Source organism: Campylobacter concisus (assembly GCF_002913765.1).
Lineage (GTDB): Bacteria > Campylobacterota > Campylobacteria > Campylobacterales > Campylobacteraceae > Campylobacter_A > Campylobacter_A concisus_BB.
Genome location: NZ_PPCH01000017.1, coordinates 99,323 through 115,239, shown reverse-complemented (window position 1 = coordinate 115,239; position 15,917 = coordinate 99,323). Strand labels below are relative to the sequence as shown.

The window sequence follows — 15,917 nt, the reverse complement described above, 5'->3', positions numbered from 1 at the left end:
TTTATCCTTTCGTAATTTGTTATATAACTGCGTATTGAGCCCAAACACAAGCTTCAAGTGCGTTTAATCTCTCTAGCGTTTCTGTTTTTATATGTTCATCAACCAAGATGACCGCAAGCGCCATGCCGTGCTCATCTCTACCAAGACGGAAGTCAGCGATGTTTATCTTCTCGTCAGCTAAAATTTTACTGATCTGAGCGATAACGCCTGGTACGTCGTGGTTTTTAAAGATGATCATCTTGCCTTTTGGCTTGAAGTCAGTCTTAAAGCCATTTACGGTTACTATGCGTTGTTGATTTTCACCAAACACCGTGCCACCAACGCTTACGATGCCGTTTTCAGTAGTAATTCGAACTGTGATCTTGTTTTTAAAGATACTATCTCCACCTGTGCTAGTTTCGGTAGTTATGCCTTTTTCGTCGCATAAAAATTTAGCATTTACGTAGTTTATCGCATCGCCAAGACTCTCTTTTAGAGCGCCAACGATCGCAAAAGTTAGCATTGAATTTGCATATTCACCAATCTGCCCGTGAGTCTCTATGCGGATAGCTTTGATGGCACTTTTGTTTATCTGAGCTGCAAGAAATGCCATCTTGCTTGTAAGATCGATATAAGGCTCAACAAACGGTGGTAGATCTTCTGTTTTGATAGGTAAATTTAAAGCGTTTGGATAGCTTATGCCGCGTGCTGCCAAGATAGCCTGCTCGACTGCCTCTACTGCGATATTTCGCTGCGACTCAAGGGTATTTGCCCCAAGATGTGGTGTGACACTTACATTATTTAGATCAAGAAGCGGATGGCTTGTCGCTGGCTCTTTTGTAAAGACGTCGATGCCAGCAAATGCTACCTTGCCACTTTTTAGCCCTTCATAAAGCGCCTCTTCGTTATAAAGACCACCTCTAGCGCAGTTTATAAGCCTTACGCCATCTTTCATCTTTGCTATCTCTTTAGCGCCGATCATATCGGTTGTCTCTTTGGTCTTTGGAGTGTGGATCGTGATGAAGTCGCATGCCAAGATGTCATCAAAATTTTTAGTATAAGTACCGCCCATATCGATAACTTTAGATGGATCGATATATGGATCGTATGCGATGATATCCATGCCAAAAGCTTTTGCGCGAGCTGCTACTCTTGAGCCGATGTTACCAAAACCGATCACACCTAGCTTTTTCTTAAACAGCTCAACTCCATACCACTTCTCACGTTTCCAAATTCTATCTATCTTTAGATCGTTGTGAGCGTATTCAAGTGATCTTGCAGCTGCTAGCATGTGTGCCATAGTTAGCTCAACTGCTGCGATAGTATTTGCAGTGGGGACGTTCATAGCGATGATGCCTCTTCTCGAACAGCCATCAATATCAACGTTATCCACGCCAACACCAGCTCTAACGATAGCTTTTAGTTTCTTACCAGCTTCTAAAAACGCCTCATTTACCTCAGTCGAGCTTCTAGTGATCGCCACATCGGCCTCACCTAAAATTTTTAAAAGCTCGTCTTTAGGGGTATTAACTGCGTCTATTACATTTATATCTTGCTCTTTTTTTAAAAGCTCAAAACCTACTGGGTGTATCGCATCGCAAACAATGATAGTTTTCATAATTTTACCTCTCTCACACTTGAGTGGATATCATAAACTCTTAACTGCAAAATGATATTTTGCAAAAGCCTTGAGTCTTGGGTATTTAAAAAGATCTGGCTCTTAGCGCCATCTCTTACTACAGTAAAATCAACCTCGCTATTTCGCAAAGTCTGCATCAAGCAGAACATGGAGTAGATATCGTTTTTATCTATCAAAAGTTCGTATGCTGTGATCTTTGGCTTTTCTATCTTAGGTCGGTTGTATTCTATAAAAATTTCATTTACGGGCAATACGTAATCTTTTTTCTTAATAGTTGCCAGCTCGTTGATCCAGTTTTCACTGCCGGCTGTGTTTTTGGTTATATTTTGCTCATTTGTAATATTTTTTTCAGTAGTTTGGCTGAAATTTACGCTTGCAAATTTAACAAGATAAACTCCAACCAAACCTAACATCACAAAGAGCAGAACAACTACTAATAAAAGCGTGCGTCTGCCCATTTATACTAGCGTAATTGTTCTTTTATGATGTCGCCAAGTGTTACTTTGTCGTCGTTGTCATTGATCTCATTTAACACTTCACGCTCTTTTTGTTTTGCTAAACGGCGTATGCTTAGGCGAATTCTATTTTTCTTCTCATCGATAAATGCAATAGCAGCTTCGATCTCATCGCCGATTTTAAGCGTGCTTGCATCTACGCTACCTAGATCTTCTTTGCGGATTAACGCATCGACATTATCGCCAAGCTCAACAAACACGCCAAAGTCTTTAATGTCACGGATCGTTCCTTTTACGATGTCGCCTACACTAAATTTATTAGCAAATGTTTGAACTGGGCTTTGTTTTAGATCTTTTAGGCTTAGAGAAATTTTTTGCTCAGCGCTGTCGATTTTGATGATCTTTACTTCTAGCTCATCGCCAGCCTTAAACATATCTTTGCACTTATCATTTCTATCCCAAGATGCATCTTCGTTGTGTAGCAAGCCCTCAACGCAGCCTACTCTAACAAATGCACCAAAATTTGTGATAGTTGTCACAACGCCTTTTACTACGTCGCCCTCTTTAAATTTAGCTTTAAATTCGTCAAATGGCTTTGGAAGTAAATTTTTAAGGCTCACTCTTAAGCGGTGTCCTTTTGCGTCTATTTCAATAACCTCAACATCGATCTCTTGGCCTTCGCTGATGTGATCTTTTGGATTTTTGATATTTTTGTCCCATGAAATTTCAGATATATGTAAAAATCCTTCAATATCATTTCCAAGATCGACAAATGCGCCATAAGGCTCGATATTGCTAATTGTTACCTTGATAGTGTCGCCAACTTCTAGTCCATCATTTATGATCTCTTCCCAAGGATCTGGAGTAGCAGCCTTGATAGATAGAGATAAGTGACGCTTTTCGTTATCATAGCTGATAACTTTAACTAAAACTTTATCGCCTTCTTTGTATAAAGAGCTAGGATTTACTGGACCTTTGTAGCTTATCTCGCTGTAATGCACAAGTCCGTCTACACCGCCAACATCAACAAACATACCATAAGTTGTGATTTTCTTAACTGTGCCCTCTATAACGCTATCGTTTTCTACTATATTTGATAGAGCTTCTTTACGTTTTTTGCGGTCGTCATCTAAAATTTTCTTTCTTGAGACAACGATGCTATTCTCTTCTTTATCAACTTTTATAACTCTTACTTTGTATGATTTTCCAACTACGCCCTCAGCGTTTTTAAATCCACTGTGCGTTCTTGGTAAGAAAAATTCTACGCCATTTGCGTCTTGAGTGATAAAACCACCTTTATTTTTTCCAACTACTTTTACGTCGATTTCGCCAGAATTTTCAGGATCGTAAGCTTCGATGAAAGCTTTAACTTTCTCTTTTCTAAGTGCTTTTTTGTGCGACACTATAGGTCTTCCATTTCTTGATCCAGTTATTACAACTTTGATCGTATCGCCAACTTTATGCGTCAGGTTGCCGTTTGCATCAGTGATCTCAGAAACATTTAAAATGCCTTCTGACTTCTTGCCAACGTCGATTAAAACCTCATCGCCATTGATACTGACGATCTTTGCGTCACTATCTTCTTCAGTCTTTTTAAAAGACTCCTCTAACATCGCAGCAAAATCGATATCTTCGATATCTTCGTCTTTTGCTTTTCCTAATTGAACACTTTTGTTCACAGCCATCTTGATCCTTTAAATTTTATTATGCCAGTAGAGGCAAATTGGCTTATTATAGTTAATTGTGGCTTTAGCTAGTATAAATTTTATACTTTTTTGATTCTGTCAACGACTTTTTGTATGATCCAGTCAGGTGTGCTAGCACCCGCACTTATGCCGCACAAATTTTTGCCATCAAACCATGATCTTTCAAGCTCTTCTTCGCTTTCAATGAGATAGCTATCTTCGCAGAAATTTTTAGATATTAGGTAGAGTTGTTTTGTGTTTGAGCTGTTTTTTCCGCCGATTATTATCATCACGTCAGCTCTTTTTGCTAAATTTTTAGCAGCCTCTTGGTTTTCAAATGTCGCATTGCAGATCGTGTTAAAAACGCGCAGCTCTTTTACATGAAGCATGAGATAGTTTGCGATCTGCATAAATTTCTCAACTTTTCTAGTAGTTTGGCTAACGAGCGCGACCTTTTGCTTAAATTTAATGCCTTCTAGCTCGCTCTCTTCAAGTACGACATAGACGTTGCCCTTGGCATACGACTTCACCCCTTTTACCTCTGGGTGATGCATGTCGCCAAAGATCACCACATCATAGCCCTCTTCGCTCATTTTTTCGCAAATTTGTTGTGGCTTTGTCACAAACGGACAAGTTGCGTCGATCACTTTTATATCAGTCTTTTTTAGCTCTGCAAGGTCGTTTTTAGTGATGCCATGAGTGCGGATGATCGCCTTTTTCTCATCTTTTAGCTCATCTATGCCCTCAAGCGTCTTTACATTGTAGTTTTTCTCAAGCCTATTTATCTCTTCGTTATTATGGATGAGCGGGCCGATAGTTGCGGCATCTCCAGCATTTTCAGCTATCTTTATCGCTCTTTTTACGCCAAAACAAAATCCATAACTACTAGCAAGCTCGATCTTCAACTCTAGCTCCCATTTTCTTTAAAATTTCAGCAAAATTTGGAAACGAAGTAGCGATAAATTCGCTCTTTTCTATCTGCATGCCACATTTTAGTCCAAGTATGGCAAAGCTCATGGCAATCCTGTGATCTCCGTGGCTATCTATCGTGGCAAATTTCGCCTCAGAGCCATTTACGATAAAGCCATCTTCAAGCTCCCTAGCATCGACACCACACTGCTTTAGCGCATTTATCGTGACAGCTATCCTGTCGCTCTCTTTTACGCGAAGCTCTTTTGCGTTTGTTAGCTTGCTTTGACCCTTTGCGCAGGCAAATGCGATGGCTAAAGCTGGGGCTTCGTCGATGAGCCACGAGATATTTTCGCTAACCTCTACACCTTTTAAATTTGGCGAGTATCTAACCTCAATATCACCGATATCTTCATATTTGCTTGAGGTTTTGTGAAATTTTATCTCAGCGCCCATTTTTTCTAAAACCCTGTAAGCTTCGATGCGAGTTTTATTTAGCAAGATATTTTTTAAAATGATATGCGAATTTGGGATAATTAGAGCTGCGACTGTAAAGAAAAATGCCGAGCTTGGGTCATTTGGCACGTCTATGTCAAGTGGCGCAAGCGGGCCTTTCATCGGCTCTAGCGTGATCTCTAGGCCGTCACGCTTTATATCAGCTCCCATGCCTGCAAGCATGCGCTCAGTATGATCCCTGCTTAGTTCTGGCTCACTAAATTTGCAGCCATTTGAGTAAAGAGCCGCTAGCAAAAGCGCGCTTTTTACCTGAGCTGAGGCGATCTTGCTCTCAAAACTAAATCTTTCAAATTTAGTCCCTCTTATGCAAAGAGGAGCGTTGTTTGCGTTGTTTGCGCCATCTATCTTTGCACCCATCTCATTTAGAGGCTTTGCTATCCTTGCCATCGGGCGAGAATTTAAGTATTTATCGCCACTTAATACAAAAAAGCCCTCCTGTGCGGCTAGTAGTCCCATAAAAAGCCTCATCGCCGTGCCCGAGTTGCCACACTCTAAAATTTCATTTGGCTCTTTTATCTTTTGTGGCGGAGTGATCGTTATTTCAGCGCCGTTATCTTCGATCTTTGCACCAAGGAGCTCGACTATTTTTAAGGTATTTAGCGTATCGCCTGCTCTTAGGTAGTTTCTAACGCGAGATGGCTTGTCGCTTAAAAGCGAAAACATCGCACATCTATGCGAGATAGACTTGTCGGCTGCGATGTCATCAATGGTTAAATTTAGACTTTTTTCTAATGGATAAATTCTCATCTTATTCCGATATTTAGTTTCTCTTTTAGCTCGCTTAAAATTTTATCCATAAGCGCGTTTATATCGTCATCTTCGAGCGTTTTTTCCATATCTTGGAATGTAAATTTAAGGCTAAGGCTAATCGCGCCGTTTAGTTTTGCATCTTTATAAATATCAACTGGCAAGAATTCTTTTAGCTCTTTTAAATTTAGCCCTCTTATGCACTCATAAATTCGTCCAGCCTCGAAATTTTCAGGCACGATGAGGCTAAGATCTCTTGTAGTGCTTTGGAATTTTGAGTAAGGCACCGCTAAGATCGGTTCAAATTTAAGCTTTGCAAAATCAATCTCACAGACATAAGTTTTAGGCAAATCCCTTTTTGCCTCTACTCTTGCATCGACTCTGCCGATATAGCCGATCTTTTCACCATTTTGATAGATGTGTGCTTGCTCGTATGGGCTAAGATACGATATTTCGCGGCAAGGTTTTAGCTCAAATTTGCCTATGACATTTTGCACCATCGCTGCAAATGCGTAGAAATTTGCCTCTTCGCCCTTTGCACCGTTTATAAGTGTTGGCTCTTTTAAAAGCCCAGATACGACAAATCCTAAATTTAAACCTTGATTTGCATTTTCGTCAAAAACTTCGCCAAGCTCAAAAAGTCTAACTGAGCGTTTTGAGTTTTTGATATTTTTCTCGCTTGAGCTTAGAAGGTGATTAACAAGTGCCGGTCTAAGCGTGTTTAGCTCGTTGTTTATAGGATTTAGTATCTTGATCTTGCAAGGCTTGAAATTTAGCTCACTTAGCTCATCAAGGCTGTCAAATACGTAGTGCACGCTTTCAAAAAAGCCATTACTAGCTGCACGGTGCCTTAAATTTAAAGCATTTTTATAGTCAAAATATGTCTTATTTAGCCTATTTTTCTCAGAGAAATTTAACGGCGTTGAGGCGATATTGTCGATGCCTATTATCCTCACGATCTCCTCGCAGATATCATGAGAATTTACGATATCGTGGCGAAATAACGGCACTTTTACATTAAAGCTCTCTTGTTCGACATTTACGCTTATCTCAAAGCCAAGTTTCTTTAAAATTTTCACGACATCGTTTCTAGCTACCTCTTGCCCTATCATATTTTTAAGCTCGCCAAGTGAGATGCTAAGCGTGATAGGCTCGGTGCCAAGTAGCGACTGCTGCGAGCCCGCAAAAAGACTTAGGCTATCTTTAAAGCCAGCAAGCTTTTTGAAAAGATAGTCGGCGCCATAAGCTAAATTTGGCTCGCTACCACGGCTTGAGCGATAAACTTGATCGCCTTTTGGTAAATTTTTATTTTCAAAAATGGCCTTTGAGACAACATCTGGTTTTACATAGCTAGCCTCTACCAAGATCACCTTTGAGCCCTCATCAACCCTAGCTTCATCGCTTTGGTAAATTCCAGCAACACCTAAATTTTTATCCTCACAAAAGACCACACACTCGCCATTTTCGCCATTTTTGATGTCAAAAACTGCTTTTTCGCCCTCGCCCACAAGCTTAGCGTGATCATAAGTTCTAAACAAGACGCCCGTGCAAAATGTCGCGTATTCAAGCAGTCTTTCTACTAAATTTGTCTTTTGACAATCAATCAGAGCTAGCCTCAACCTAGTTAATAAATTTTCACTTAATGCATTTTTTAGCTCAAAGGCTTTATATAAAAACGAGCCATTTACCTTATCTTCGGTTCGCACAGATGCGATCCTGCCGATGCCTAGTAAATTTTCACTGTCTTCATTTTCGTGGCTATCTTTCATATTTAGATCAAGCGCGGTGCAAATTTCTCTTGCGATGCCGTGTAAATTTTGGCAGTCGCCCCTATTTGCTGTGACATCAACCTCGATGATCACATCTTTAAACGCTTCAAATTCGCCAAGACTTGTGCCAAGTTTTAGCTTGCCAATACTCTCATCAAGCGGCAAGATGCCGTCATTTGTCTTAGGTAGTCCTAGCTCAGTTGAAGAGCAGATCATACCGCATGACTCGATGCCTCTTAACTTTGCCTTTTTGATCTCAAGACCATTTGGCATCGTCGTACCAATGAGCGCGACTGGCACAAACTGACCAGCCTCGACGTTTTTAGCCCCACACACGATCTGAAGCGTTTCGCTGCCAACATCAACCTGACAAACGCTTAGTTTATCGGCATCTGGGTGCTTTTCTCTACTTTTTACATAGCCAACTACGATGCTCTTTGGTAAATTTATCTCTTTATAGCTATCAACTTCTAAACCGATTGAATTTAATGTCTTTGAAAGTGTCTCGCCGCTAACCTCGCTAAGGTCGACCCACTCGTTTAACCAATGCTTTGAAATTATCATTTAAACTGCTCCAACAATCTTAAATCTCCCTCAAAAAGTGACCTTAGATCAGGCACTCTATGAAGCAACATCGCAAATCTCTCAACGCCAAGGCCAAAGGCATATCCACTTACATTTTTATAGCCAACCGCCTTAAATACATTTGGATCAACAACGCCGCATCCAAGCACCTCAAGCCAAGTAGTCTGCTTGCACACCCTGCAACCCTTGCCATGGCAAAATATACAACTAATATCAACCTCTGCGCTAGGCTCCGTAAATGGGAAAAAGCTAGGGCGAAAACGCACTTCAACATCGCCAAACATGTGCTTTAAAAAGCCCTCTAACATTGATTTTAAATTTGCAAAGCTAACTTTGTCTGCATCCTCCACCACAAGGCCCTCGACTTGATGAAACATCGGTGTATGCGTTAAGTCCATATCTCGTCTAAAGACAGTGCCAGGCGCTATCATGCGGATAGGTGGCTTTTGATTTAACATAGTTCGCACCTGAACTGGGCTCGTATGCGTTCTTAAAAGTCTAAAATCATCTAGGTAAAATGTATCTTGCATATCCCTTGCTGGGTGGTATTTTGGTAAATTTAGCGCCTCAAAGTTATGAAAATCATCTTCTATAAGCGGCCCAGTCTCGAGCGAGAAATTTAGAGCTAAAAAATACTCAATTATCTTATCCATTGTGGCCATCACAGGATGCAGCGCCCCACTAGAAACAGGTTCGTTAAAAAGCGTGATATCAGCGGCCTCTTTTTTCATCTTATTATCTATCTCTTGCTCGCTAAGCTCGGCTTTTTTAGCTTCTATAAGCGCGCTAAGCTCATCTCTTTGCTTGTTTAAATTTGCTGCAAATTCCTTTTTTTCATCCTCACCAAGCTCTTTTAGCTTTGCAAAACCTTGCGCCAAGATGCCCTTTTTGCCAAAAATTTCTACCCTGACCTTCTCTAAATCATCAAGAGTTGAAATTTCATTTTTGATTTTGTTAATGAAATCTTGCAATTTTTTACCTTTATGAATTTTTGCATCGATTTTATAGAAAAAGAGTTAAAATCAAGATAAAAAGCGCGAAATTTAAGCACACTTTGATATAATTTCTCAAACATTCAAAGGAGCTAAAATGACCATATTTGAAAAGATCGTTGCTGGTGAAATTCCTTGTAACAAAGTGCTTGAGAGCGAGAAATTTCTAGCTTTCAACGACATCAATCCAAAAGCGCCGATCCACATCCTCATCATCCCTAAAAAACACTACAAAAACTTCCAAGAGATGGACCCAGTTTTGATGGGTGAGATGACTAAATTTATCCAAGAAGTGGCGAGCTTAATGGGCGTTGATAAGAGCGGATACCGCCTCATAACAAACTGCGGTGAAAACGGCGGTCAAGAGGTCATGCACCTACACTTTCACCTACTTGCTGGCGCAAAACTTGGCTGGAGCGAAGGCGTAGCCGATCCACAAAGCACATTTTAAAAACAAAATTTAGACTCTTTTTGAGTCTAAATTCTTTAAATTTTCACTTCAAATCTCAACTCTTAAATTTTATAAATTTAAAGTTGCTCTTTAGTTCATTTTGGGTCGAATTTATCTCGCCAAGCTCTGATTTTACGAAGTTTGTAAGCTCTATCTTGCTCACGCTTGGAGATAGGATTTTTATATACTCTTTTTGATTTTTAAGCTCTAAGTTGTTGCTAAAAAGAAGCACTCTAGCATCTAGCTTTAGCCCAGCTCTAAGCTCAGATATCGTGGCTATTAGCTCTTTTATATCAAAGCCCTCCGCCGTTTCATCTACAAGTGCTAGCGAGCAAGGTTTCGTCTTTATCTTTATCAAAAACTCGCTAAAGCTATTTGCGATCTCAAGCGTGTTTTGAAACTCACCAAGAGCGCCAGCAAATATCTTATTTTCAAGCTTCGTGCTCTTATAAATCACTATATTTTCATTTTTGCTAAAGTATCTATTTTCTTTACTTGGCTTATAGTTTTTTATAAATTTAGGCAAAATTTGATTTAACTCATCTTTGCTAAAAGGCTTTCTGATCTTCTCATCAAAAGCAGGCAGAAGCTCTCTTTCAGGGATGTTTGAGGTATTTGAGACCACAGCGACTAAATTTATCTTCTCTTCTTGAAGTGACCTTATCTCTTTTACGAAATTTGCCACGCCATTTTCAAAAAATGAAGCATCGATAAAGACCGCGTTAAATCTATTTAAAAGCAGTGCTTGTTTAAGCTCTTTATGGCTGCTAACGCCTATGACTTCGCAGTCTAAGAAGCTAAAAGCACGCGAAAACATCTCAAGGCTAAGCGGGTTTTTGTCGCAAAGCAAAAAGAGCACCTTCTCTTCAGCCAAGCTCTCGCCCCTATTTTTCTCCATATAGACAAGCCGCGCAACGCTAAGTGGCGTGAGTGGGTCCTTTAGCAAGACCGCATTTTTTATATTTATATTTTTACTAGCGCTCTGCCTTGCAAAGACGATGTCGTAGTTTTTCGCTAGTGCTTGGTTGTTTGAGATGATATTTTGAAACCTAAGCCCCATATCTTCTAAGGTGGCTGCAAAAAATTCATTATATTTTGCATTTATATCAGGCAGATATGCGATCCTTAGCTCGTGATTTAGGCTGAAATTTTGCAGTTTTTGCACCTTTTTTAGACTAAGGATAAATTTAAACTCATTGCCAGCTCCGCCAAGCGTGCTTATATCAAGGCTTGAGTTAAAAAGCTTTAGATAAAAGCCGGCAAGTCTTAGATAAAACTCGCTCTCTTCGTCATTTATCTCATTTTCATCTTCTGCGTTTAGTGCTTTTATCTGCTCTTCATTTATGAAAATTTGATTTGTCCTTATCTTTGTTTCGATGAGTAAAAGACCACTTTGGCTAAGAGCGTCGCTGACATTTTTTATCTCCACTATCAAGTTGGCAAATTTATCGCATTTTGTCACGACAGCTTGCATAATAGAGCCAAAGACAACGCTTATCTTCTCGCTATCGCCCTCCAGCTCGTCGCTAATGTTTGCATCAAGATAGGTTAAAAAATTTAGCTTTTTCTCTTGCGTAAAAGGTATCTGCGCTTCAAGGATGTTTGAAAATAAAATTTGTGGGTTAAATGGCTTTAAATTTAGTCCAACCTCACCATTTCTGCTATCAAGCAAGCCTTTTATATTGCTGTAATTTATCGCTATTATTTGGCTATTTTTTTCTAAATTTTCAAAAAGAAGCTCATTTTTTACCACATTTTCATCTTTTTTTAGGGTAGCGACCGAGCTAAATATCTGCTCTTTTGCTTGATAAAATTTCTTACTTAGCCTAACAAGCAGTCTATCTTTTATCGCAGCAAAGCTTCTTTCTTGCTCATACTTTTGAAGCAGCTCTTTATATAGGGTTATGAAGCTTTCTATTAAATTTTGTGGATTTCTATCACCTCTTTTTAAAATCTCATCTCTTATAAGCTTCATTTTTTGATTTAAATTCTCCAGATCTTTTAGCCAGATATATGTTTTATATCCAGCGTAAAAGAGCCAAAGTGATAGAAAAAACATCAAAAATATTAGACTAAGCACCTTTACTCTAAAGTTATCATTTAGTCTCTTTAGCTCGTCACTTAAGACATTTGCTATCTTGCTAAAGAGCTTGGCTCTATTGCTTTCAAAGGTATATATCTGCAAAATTTCATCACGTGTTAGCTCATTTTTTAGCTTTAGCTTAAAGCGGATCTCGTCATAACCTTGCGTAGTCTCTATATTATCAAGCCTATCTATATCTCTTATTATGTTGTCTTTTATATCGCCATTTGGGAGTAAATTTGCATTTATATCGTTGTATTTAAGGCTATCTAGAGATTGTTTTAACAAACTTTCAGTAATTTTTTCTTTACCCATAAGCACAGCCAAGATATGCTCTTTTGTGGTATTTACGTTTTGAAGTAGCTCATAGGCTCTGATTAAAGAGAGTATATAACGCTTCATATTAATATCTAAAGCAACATCTCTAAATAAAATTTGCCCACTTTCTACGACAGAATTTGCTAACTCAACAAAGCTAAGAAACGAGAGATTAGAGCTCTCCCAACTTGCATTTGCGTTTTTTAAAACTTCATTTAGCCTATCTCTTATCCTTTTATCATCTGGTGTGTTAGAAAGAGTATTTGATAAACTTTTTACAAACAAATTCTTAGCAGCATTTGCCTCTCTTAAAGCCGTCTCGTCTTGTGGCGACCTAGTTTTTTCATATCTTTCGTAAGCAATTCTTTCTGAAACGATCGCATCTAAGGTTTTTCTTATCAAACTTTCTCTTTTTACCTCGCTATTTATGCCATAAGAGATCCTAAATTTATCAAAGTAAAGTGCGCCATTATAAAAGCAAGTGATAGCAGCCAAAAATATTGGCAAAAGAACCAAAAATTTACTAACCCTCATGGCCAAGCCTTTTTGAAAATTTATTGCAAAGCGTGCTTATTTCGCCTAGTCTTTCATTGATATGAGCGATCTTTTTGATCTTGTTTGGTCTGGTAAGTAGCGCATCGAAATTTGCCACAAGCGGAGTGATCTTTAAATTTAGCGCTGGCTCTTTTAAGATCTTTATGCTCTCTTCTAAAAATTTAGTATCTCGCGCTTGCACCGCACTTTGGATAAAGATCATCTTGTCTTTGGCTTTGCTTAAAAATATACCAAGATATGTCGCAAACTCGCTTTTGCTTAAATTTAAAAAGCTAGCAGTCTCGCTAAACCAGCTCTCGTTTAAGACCTCTTCTTCTTTATCCAAAAGCTCTTTTTCATCGACCTTTAAATTTGGCAAGCGAAGTTTGGTCTTTGCTTTTATCGCAGCTTGCTGGTTTTGGCTGTAAATTTCTGTTTGATCGAGGATCAAAAGCTCGAAATACTCTTCGTTTTTTACTGAGCTGATCTTTGAAAATTTAAGCGTCGCATTTAAAATTTTGCCGTTTTTGGTCTTTAAATTTACTCTTAAATTTGGTCTTTTAGCTAGATAGTCTATAAAAACTCCAGACTCTTTGTAGTCTAAAACTAGCTCGTCAATGTCTTTATGCTCGCTTAAAAACTCCCTTATATCTTTAAATTCAAGCAGACCAAGAGAGATATCTCCCATCGCTAAAATTTGACCGTTTTTGTCGTATATTATCACTTCAAATTTCCTTCTTTGAGCGTTAAAAGCTTTGCTGCTACGCTTTTGTTTGTTATTTTTGCCACTTCGTCTAAATTTGCTTCGCTGATTTTATCAAAACTTCCGTAAAAGCTGATTAATTTCGCGATACTGCCCTCAGAAACGCCAGCTTGTCTTAGCACTGATCTTTGCATATCGTTTTTCTGCCTTGTTTTTCTGTGAAAACTGATGACAAATCTATGGCTCTCATCGCGCATTTTTTGGAAAAACTGCAGCTTTTTATCGCTCGTGCTTAGGCTAAAGCTGCCATTTTTTGTATAAATTTTATCTTTTGCCTCGCCCTTTGCGCGGTGAGCTTTGGCGTCTATTTTTTCTTTTGAGATAGCGATCACATCGACGTTTGCCCCGCTACTTGCTAAAATTTCGCAGGCTAAATTTAAAAGCGCCTCGCCACCGTCAATAACCCAAAGATCAGGCGGACTAAGCTTGTCAAATCTAAGTGCTCTGGCAGTTAGGCTCTCTCTCATCTGATCGTAGTCGTTTTTGGAGCTTAGATGCATGTGGCGGTAGTTTTGCTTCGCCCACTCGCCATGCTCATAGCGCACCATCGCTCCGACACTTGCCTCGCCAAAAAGGTGTGAGTTGTCGTAAGCTTCGACCACGTAAGGCGTGTGAGCTAGATTAAAATACTCTTTTATCTCGTTTAATAGCTCGTTATCGTGCGTTTTTAGGTATTTTTCGATGCTAACTTCAGCGTTTTTTGTAGCGATCTCACAAATTTTACGCTTATCGCCTATTTTTGGGCAAGTGATGCTAAATTTACGCCCAAATCTCTCGTTTAAAATTTCTTCAACAAGCTCGCTATCTTCAAAGTCCTCATGGACGTAAATTTTGGTGCTGATTATTGGCTGACCAGCGATAAAGCTTTTTAAAATGGCCTGCTTATAAGCCTCGTTTATCTCGTCTTTTTGAGCGTTTTTAGCCTGCGTGATATCGGTTTTTACGCCTGTTATCTTGCCACTTTGCACGCTAAATCTCACCGCGCAGATCATATCATGCACGCAAGCGACTGAGTAGGCCTCAAAGTCCTCAAGCTTGGCGAGATCAACTTCAACCTTTGTTTGCATATTTTTAAGCGTTTGCATCTTATCTCTAGTCGCGGCTGCTTGCTCGTAGTCTTCGGCCTTGGCGTAGTTTAGCATGAGCTCTTCAAGGCGAGCGATTAACAAATTTGGATTTTGCAAAGCGGCTGTGGCATCAGCGACTATTTTGGCGTAGTCTTCTTTTGAAATTTTACCCTCGCACGGGGCGTAGCAGCGTTTTAGCTGGTAAAAAAGGCAGGCTTTTTTGCCTTTGATGCAGGACTTTTTTTGAACTAGGTTGAAATTTAGATAAAGCGCCTCAAGTAGCTCTCCCGCTCCGCTAAAATATGGCCCAAAATAGCGTATATTTGAGCCTTTTACCACCTTTCTAGTGATCTCAAATCTAGGGAATTCATCATTTAAATTTATAAAGATATAAGGGTAGGTCTTGTCGTCACGAAGCAAGATGTTGTATTTTGGCTTAAGCTGTTTTATGAATGAATTTTCAAGTATGAGCGCGTCTGCTTCGCTTGGTGTGACGATGTATTCAAGATGCACAGCCTCGCTTATCATCTTTGAAATTCTTGGGCTTAGCTTTTCAGCTGGGGCTAAGCTTGGGGTAAATTTAAAGTAGCTTTTGACCCTGTTTTTTAAAATTTTGGCCTTGCCGACATATAAAAGTCTGTTTTGAGCATCAAAATATTGATATACACCAGGCTCGTTTGGAAGCGTTCTTATCTCGTCTATTAGCATCTTGCCTGCTCATTTTTCTTTAGCAAAATTTCTCTTAGCTCTTCAAATTTCTTATAAATTTGCTCATTTGTGGCTAAATTTTTAAACTCGCCCTTGCTTGCTGGCATTATGAAATTTGACCTTTGAGTAGGTTGTGGCGTGAAAAATTTTAGATATTTGCTCACGATAAATCTTATATTTTCTTCTTTTTTGTTTTTTATATAGTTGATCTCGCTAAGAGGTTTTGGCTCGATGACGCTTGCAAAAATGCTATTTTTATTAAATTTGCAAAAGGTTTTTAATAACCCTTTTATATCATTTATACTACTATCACGTCTAAGCTCCAAAAGCCCTGAGGGATGAGTGAGAACGAAGGTTAAAATGCCTTCTCTAACATAGCAAAAAGCTATGTAAAACCGCTTTGATTTCCCCATGAGGCGAAGAAGCTCTTGGCACTCGTCTGCCATGCTTAATTTTTCTTTATACAAAGGATTTTCGTGGATAGCATCTATCATAAATTTGGCGTCTTTCATAAGGCAATCTTATCATCTTTTATTTTAATTTTCGCTCTTTTTACACTTAGTGGTTGCGGCTACAAGGACGATCCATTTTATGGCGATGCACCTGTAAAAGAGAAAAAAACTGACAAGATCAATAAAATTTGATCTTAAATTTGGCGTAAGATAAAAATGTAATGCAAGCTTAATAAATTTAACTAACCTAAATTTTAGGCTCATT

General features: G+C 39.1%; 13 protein-coding genes. 2 read left to right on the top strand and 11 right to left on the bottom strand.

Features of this window, described 5'->3' with window-relative positions:
• Positions 1–19: 19 nt before the first annotated feature.
• The 7 genes from serA to pheS all read right to left on the bottom strand — a co-directional run bounded on the left by serA (position 20) and on the right by pheS (position 9,255).
• The gene (gene serA / locus CYO89_RS05175) at positions 20–1,600 is read right to left on the bottom strand and encodes a phosphoglycerate dehydrogenase (RefSeq protein WP_258032536.1); all 1,581 of its coding nucleotides are present in this window, start codon (positions 1,598–1,600) and stop codon (positions 20–22) included.
• Positions 1,594–2,076: a hypothetical protein gene (locus tag CYO89_RS05170; RefSeq protein WP_103597369.1), complete on the bottom strand. Its 483-nt coding sequence runs from the start codon at positions 2,074–2,076 to the stop codon at positions 1,594–1,596. The genes serA and CYO89_RS05170 overlap by 7 nt, the downstream gene beginning before the upstream one ends.
• Positions 2,077–2,081: 5 nt before the next feature.
• On the bottom strand, positions 2,082–3,758 hold the full coding sequence (locus CYO89_RS05165; RefSeq protein ID WP_103597367.1) for a 30S ribosomal protein S1: 1,677 nt from the start codon (positions 3,756–3,758) through the stop codon (positions 2,082–2,084).
• 80 nt (positions 3,759–3,838) lie between these two features.
• Complete coding sequence (locus tag CYO89_RS05160; protein ID WP_021093116.1) at positions 3,839–4,663, bottom strand: 4-hydroxy-3-methylbut-2-enyl diphosphate reductase; 825 nt, start codon at positions 4,661–4,663, stop codon at positions 3,839–3,841.
• Positions 4,644–5,930 (bottom strand): 3-phosphoshikimate 1-carboxyvinyltransferase, encoded by a 1,287-nt coding sequence (gene aroA, locus CYO89_RS05155; RefSeq protein ID WP_103597366.1) that lies wholly within the window; start codon positions 5,928–5,930, stop codon positions 4,644–4,646. The genes CYO89_RS05160 and aroA overlap by 20 nt, the downstream gene beginning before the upstream one ends.
• Entirely contained in the window at positions 5,927–8,263 is a 2,337-nt protein-coding gene (gene pheT / locus CYO89_RS05150) for a phenylalanine--tRNA ligase subunit beta (protein ID WP_103597363.1), read from the bottom strand. Before pheT ends, aroA begins: the two co-directional genes overlap by 4 nt.
• The gene (gene pheS / locus CYO89_RS05145) at positions 8,260–9,255 is read right to left on the bottom strand and encodes a phenylalanine--tRNA ligase subunit alpha (protein ID WP_103597361.1); all 996 of its coding nucleotides are present in this window, start codon (positions 9,253–9,255) and stop codon (positions 8,260–8,262) included. Before pheS ends, pheT begins: the two co-directional genes overlap by 4 nt.
• 118 nt (positions 9,256–9,373) lie before the next feature.
• Between pheS and CYO89_RS05140 the strand changes: the two genes are divergently transcribed.
• Complete coding sequence (locus tag CYO89_RS05140; RefSeq protein ID WP_004317216.1) at positions 9,374–9,727, top strand: histidine triad nucleotide-binding protein; 354 nt, start codon at positions 9,374–9,376, stop codon at positions 9,725–9,727.
• Positions 9,728–9,782: 55 nt separating this feature from the next.
• Here CYO89_RS05140 and CYO89_RS05135 read toward each other — a convergent pair whose 3' ends face one another.
• From CYO89_RS05135 to CYO89_RS05120, 4 genes are read right to left on the bottom strand one after another with little or no spacing between them, the layout of a single operon-like run.
• Positions 9,783–12,662 carry a histidine kinase gene (locus tag CYO89_RS05135; protein WP_103597360.1) on the bottom strand — a complete coding sequence of 960 codons (2,880 nt, stop codon included), beginning with the start codon at positions 12,660–12,662 and terminating at the stop codon, positions 9,783–9,785.
• On the bottom strand, positions 12,652–13,386 hold the full coding sequence (locus tag CYO89_RS05130) for a hypothetical protein (RefSeq protein ID WP_103597359.1): 735 nt from the start codon (positions 13,384–13,386) through the stop codon (positions 12,652–12,654). Before CYO89_RS05130 ends, CYO89_RS05135 begins: the two co-directional genes overlap by 11 nt.
• Positions 13,383–15,200 carry an excinuclease ABC subunit UvrC gene (gene uvrC / locus CYO89_RS05125; protein WP_103597358.1) on the bottom strand — a complete coding sequence of 606 codons (1,818 nt, stop codon included), beginning with the start codon at positions 15,198–15,200 and terminating at the stop codon, positions 13,383–13,385. The genes CYO89_RS05130 and uvrC overlap by 4 nt, the downstream gene beginning before the upstream one ends.
• Entirely contained in the window at positions 15,194–15,694 is a 501-nt protein-coding gene (locus CYO89_RS05120; protein WP_181001888.1) for a hypothetical protein, read from the bottom strand. Before CYO89_RS05120 ends, uvrC begins: the two co-directional genes overlap by 7 nt.
• Between CYO89_RS05120 and CYO89_RS10360 the strand changes: the two genes are divergently transcribed.
• A complete protein-coding gene (locus CYO89_RS10360) occupies positions 15,677–15,844 on the top strand; it encodes an LptM family lipoprotein (protein WP_181001887.1) in 168 nt (55 codons plus the stop codon). The genes CYO89_RS05120 and CYO89_RS10360 overlap by 18 nt on opposite strands.
• Positions 15,845–15,917: the final 73 nt, after the last annotated feature.

Bases quoted from the DNA above. Each gene is read 5' to 3' on its own strand.
- CYO89_RS05170 (WP_103597369.1), bottom strand. From the start codon at position 2,076: ATGGGCAGACGCACGCTTTTATTAGTAGTTGTTCTGCTCTTTGTGATG.
- CYO89_RS05120 (WP_181001888.1), bottom strand. From the start codon at position 15,694: ATGATAGATGCTATCCACGAAAATCCTTTGTATAAAGAAAAATTAAGC.
- pheT (WP_103597363.1), bottom strand. From the start codon at position 8,263: ATGATAATTTCAAAGCATTGGTTAAACGAGTGGGTCGACCTTAGCGAG.
- uvrC (WP_103597358.1), bottom strand. From the start codon at position 15,200: ATGCTAATAGACGAGATAAGAACGCTTCCAAACGAGCCTGGTGTATAT.
- CYO89_RS05165 (WP_103597367.1), bottom strand. From the start codon at position 3,758: ATGGCTGTGAACAAAAGTGTTCAATTAGGAAAAGCAAAAGACGAAGAT.
- aroA (WP_103597366.1), bottom strand. From the start codon at position 5,930: ATGAGAATTTATCCATTAGAAAAAAGTCTAAATTTAACCATTGATGAC.
- CYO89_RS05135 (WP_103597360.1), bottom strand. From the start codon at position 12,662: ATGAGGGTTAGTAAATTTTTGGTTCTTTTGCCAATATTTTTGGCTGCT.
- CYO89_RS05140 (WP_004317216.1), top strand. From the start codon at position 9,374: ATGACCATATTTGAAAAGATCGTTGCTGGTGAAATTCCTTGTAACAAA.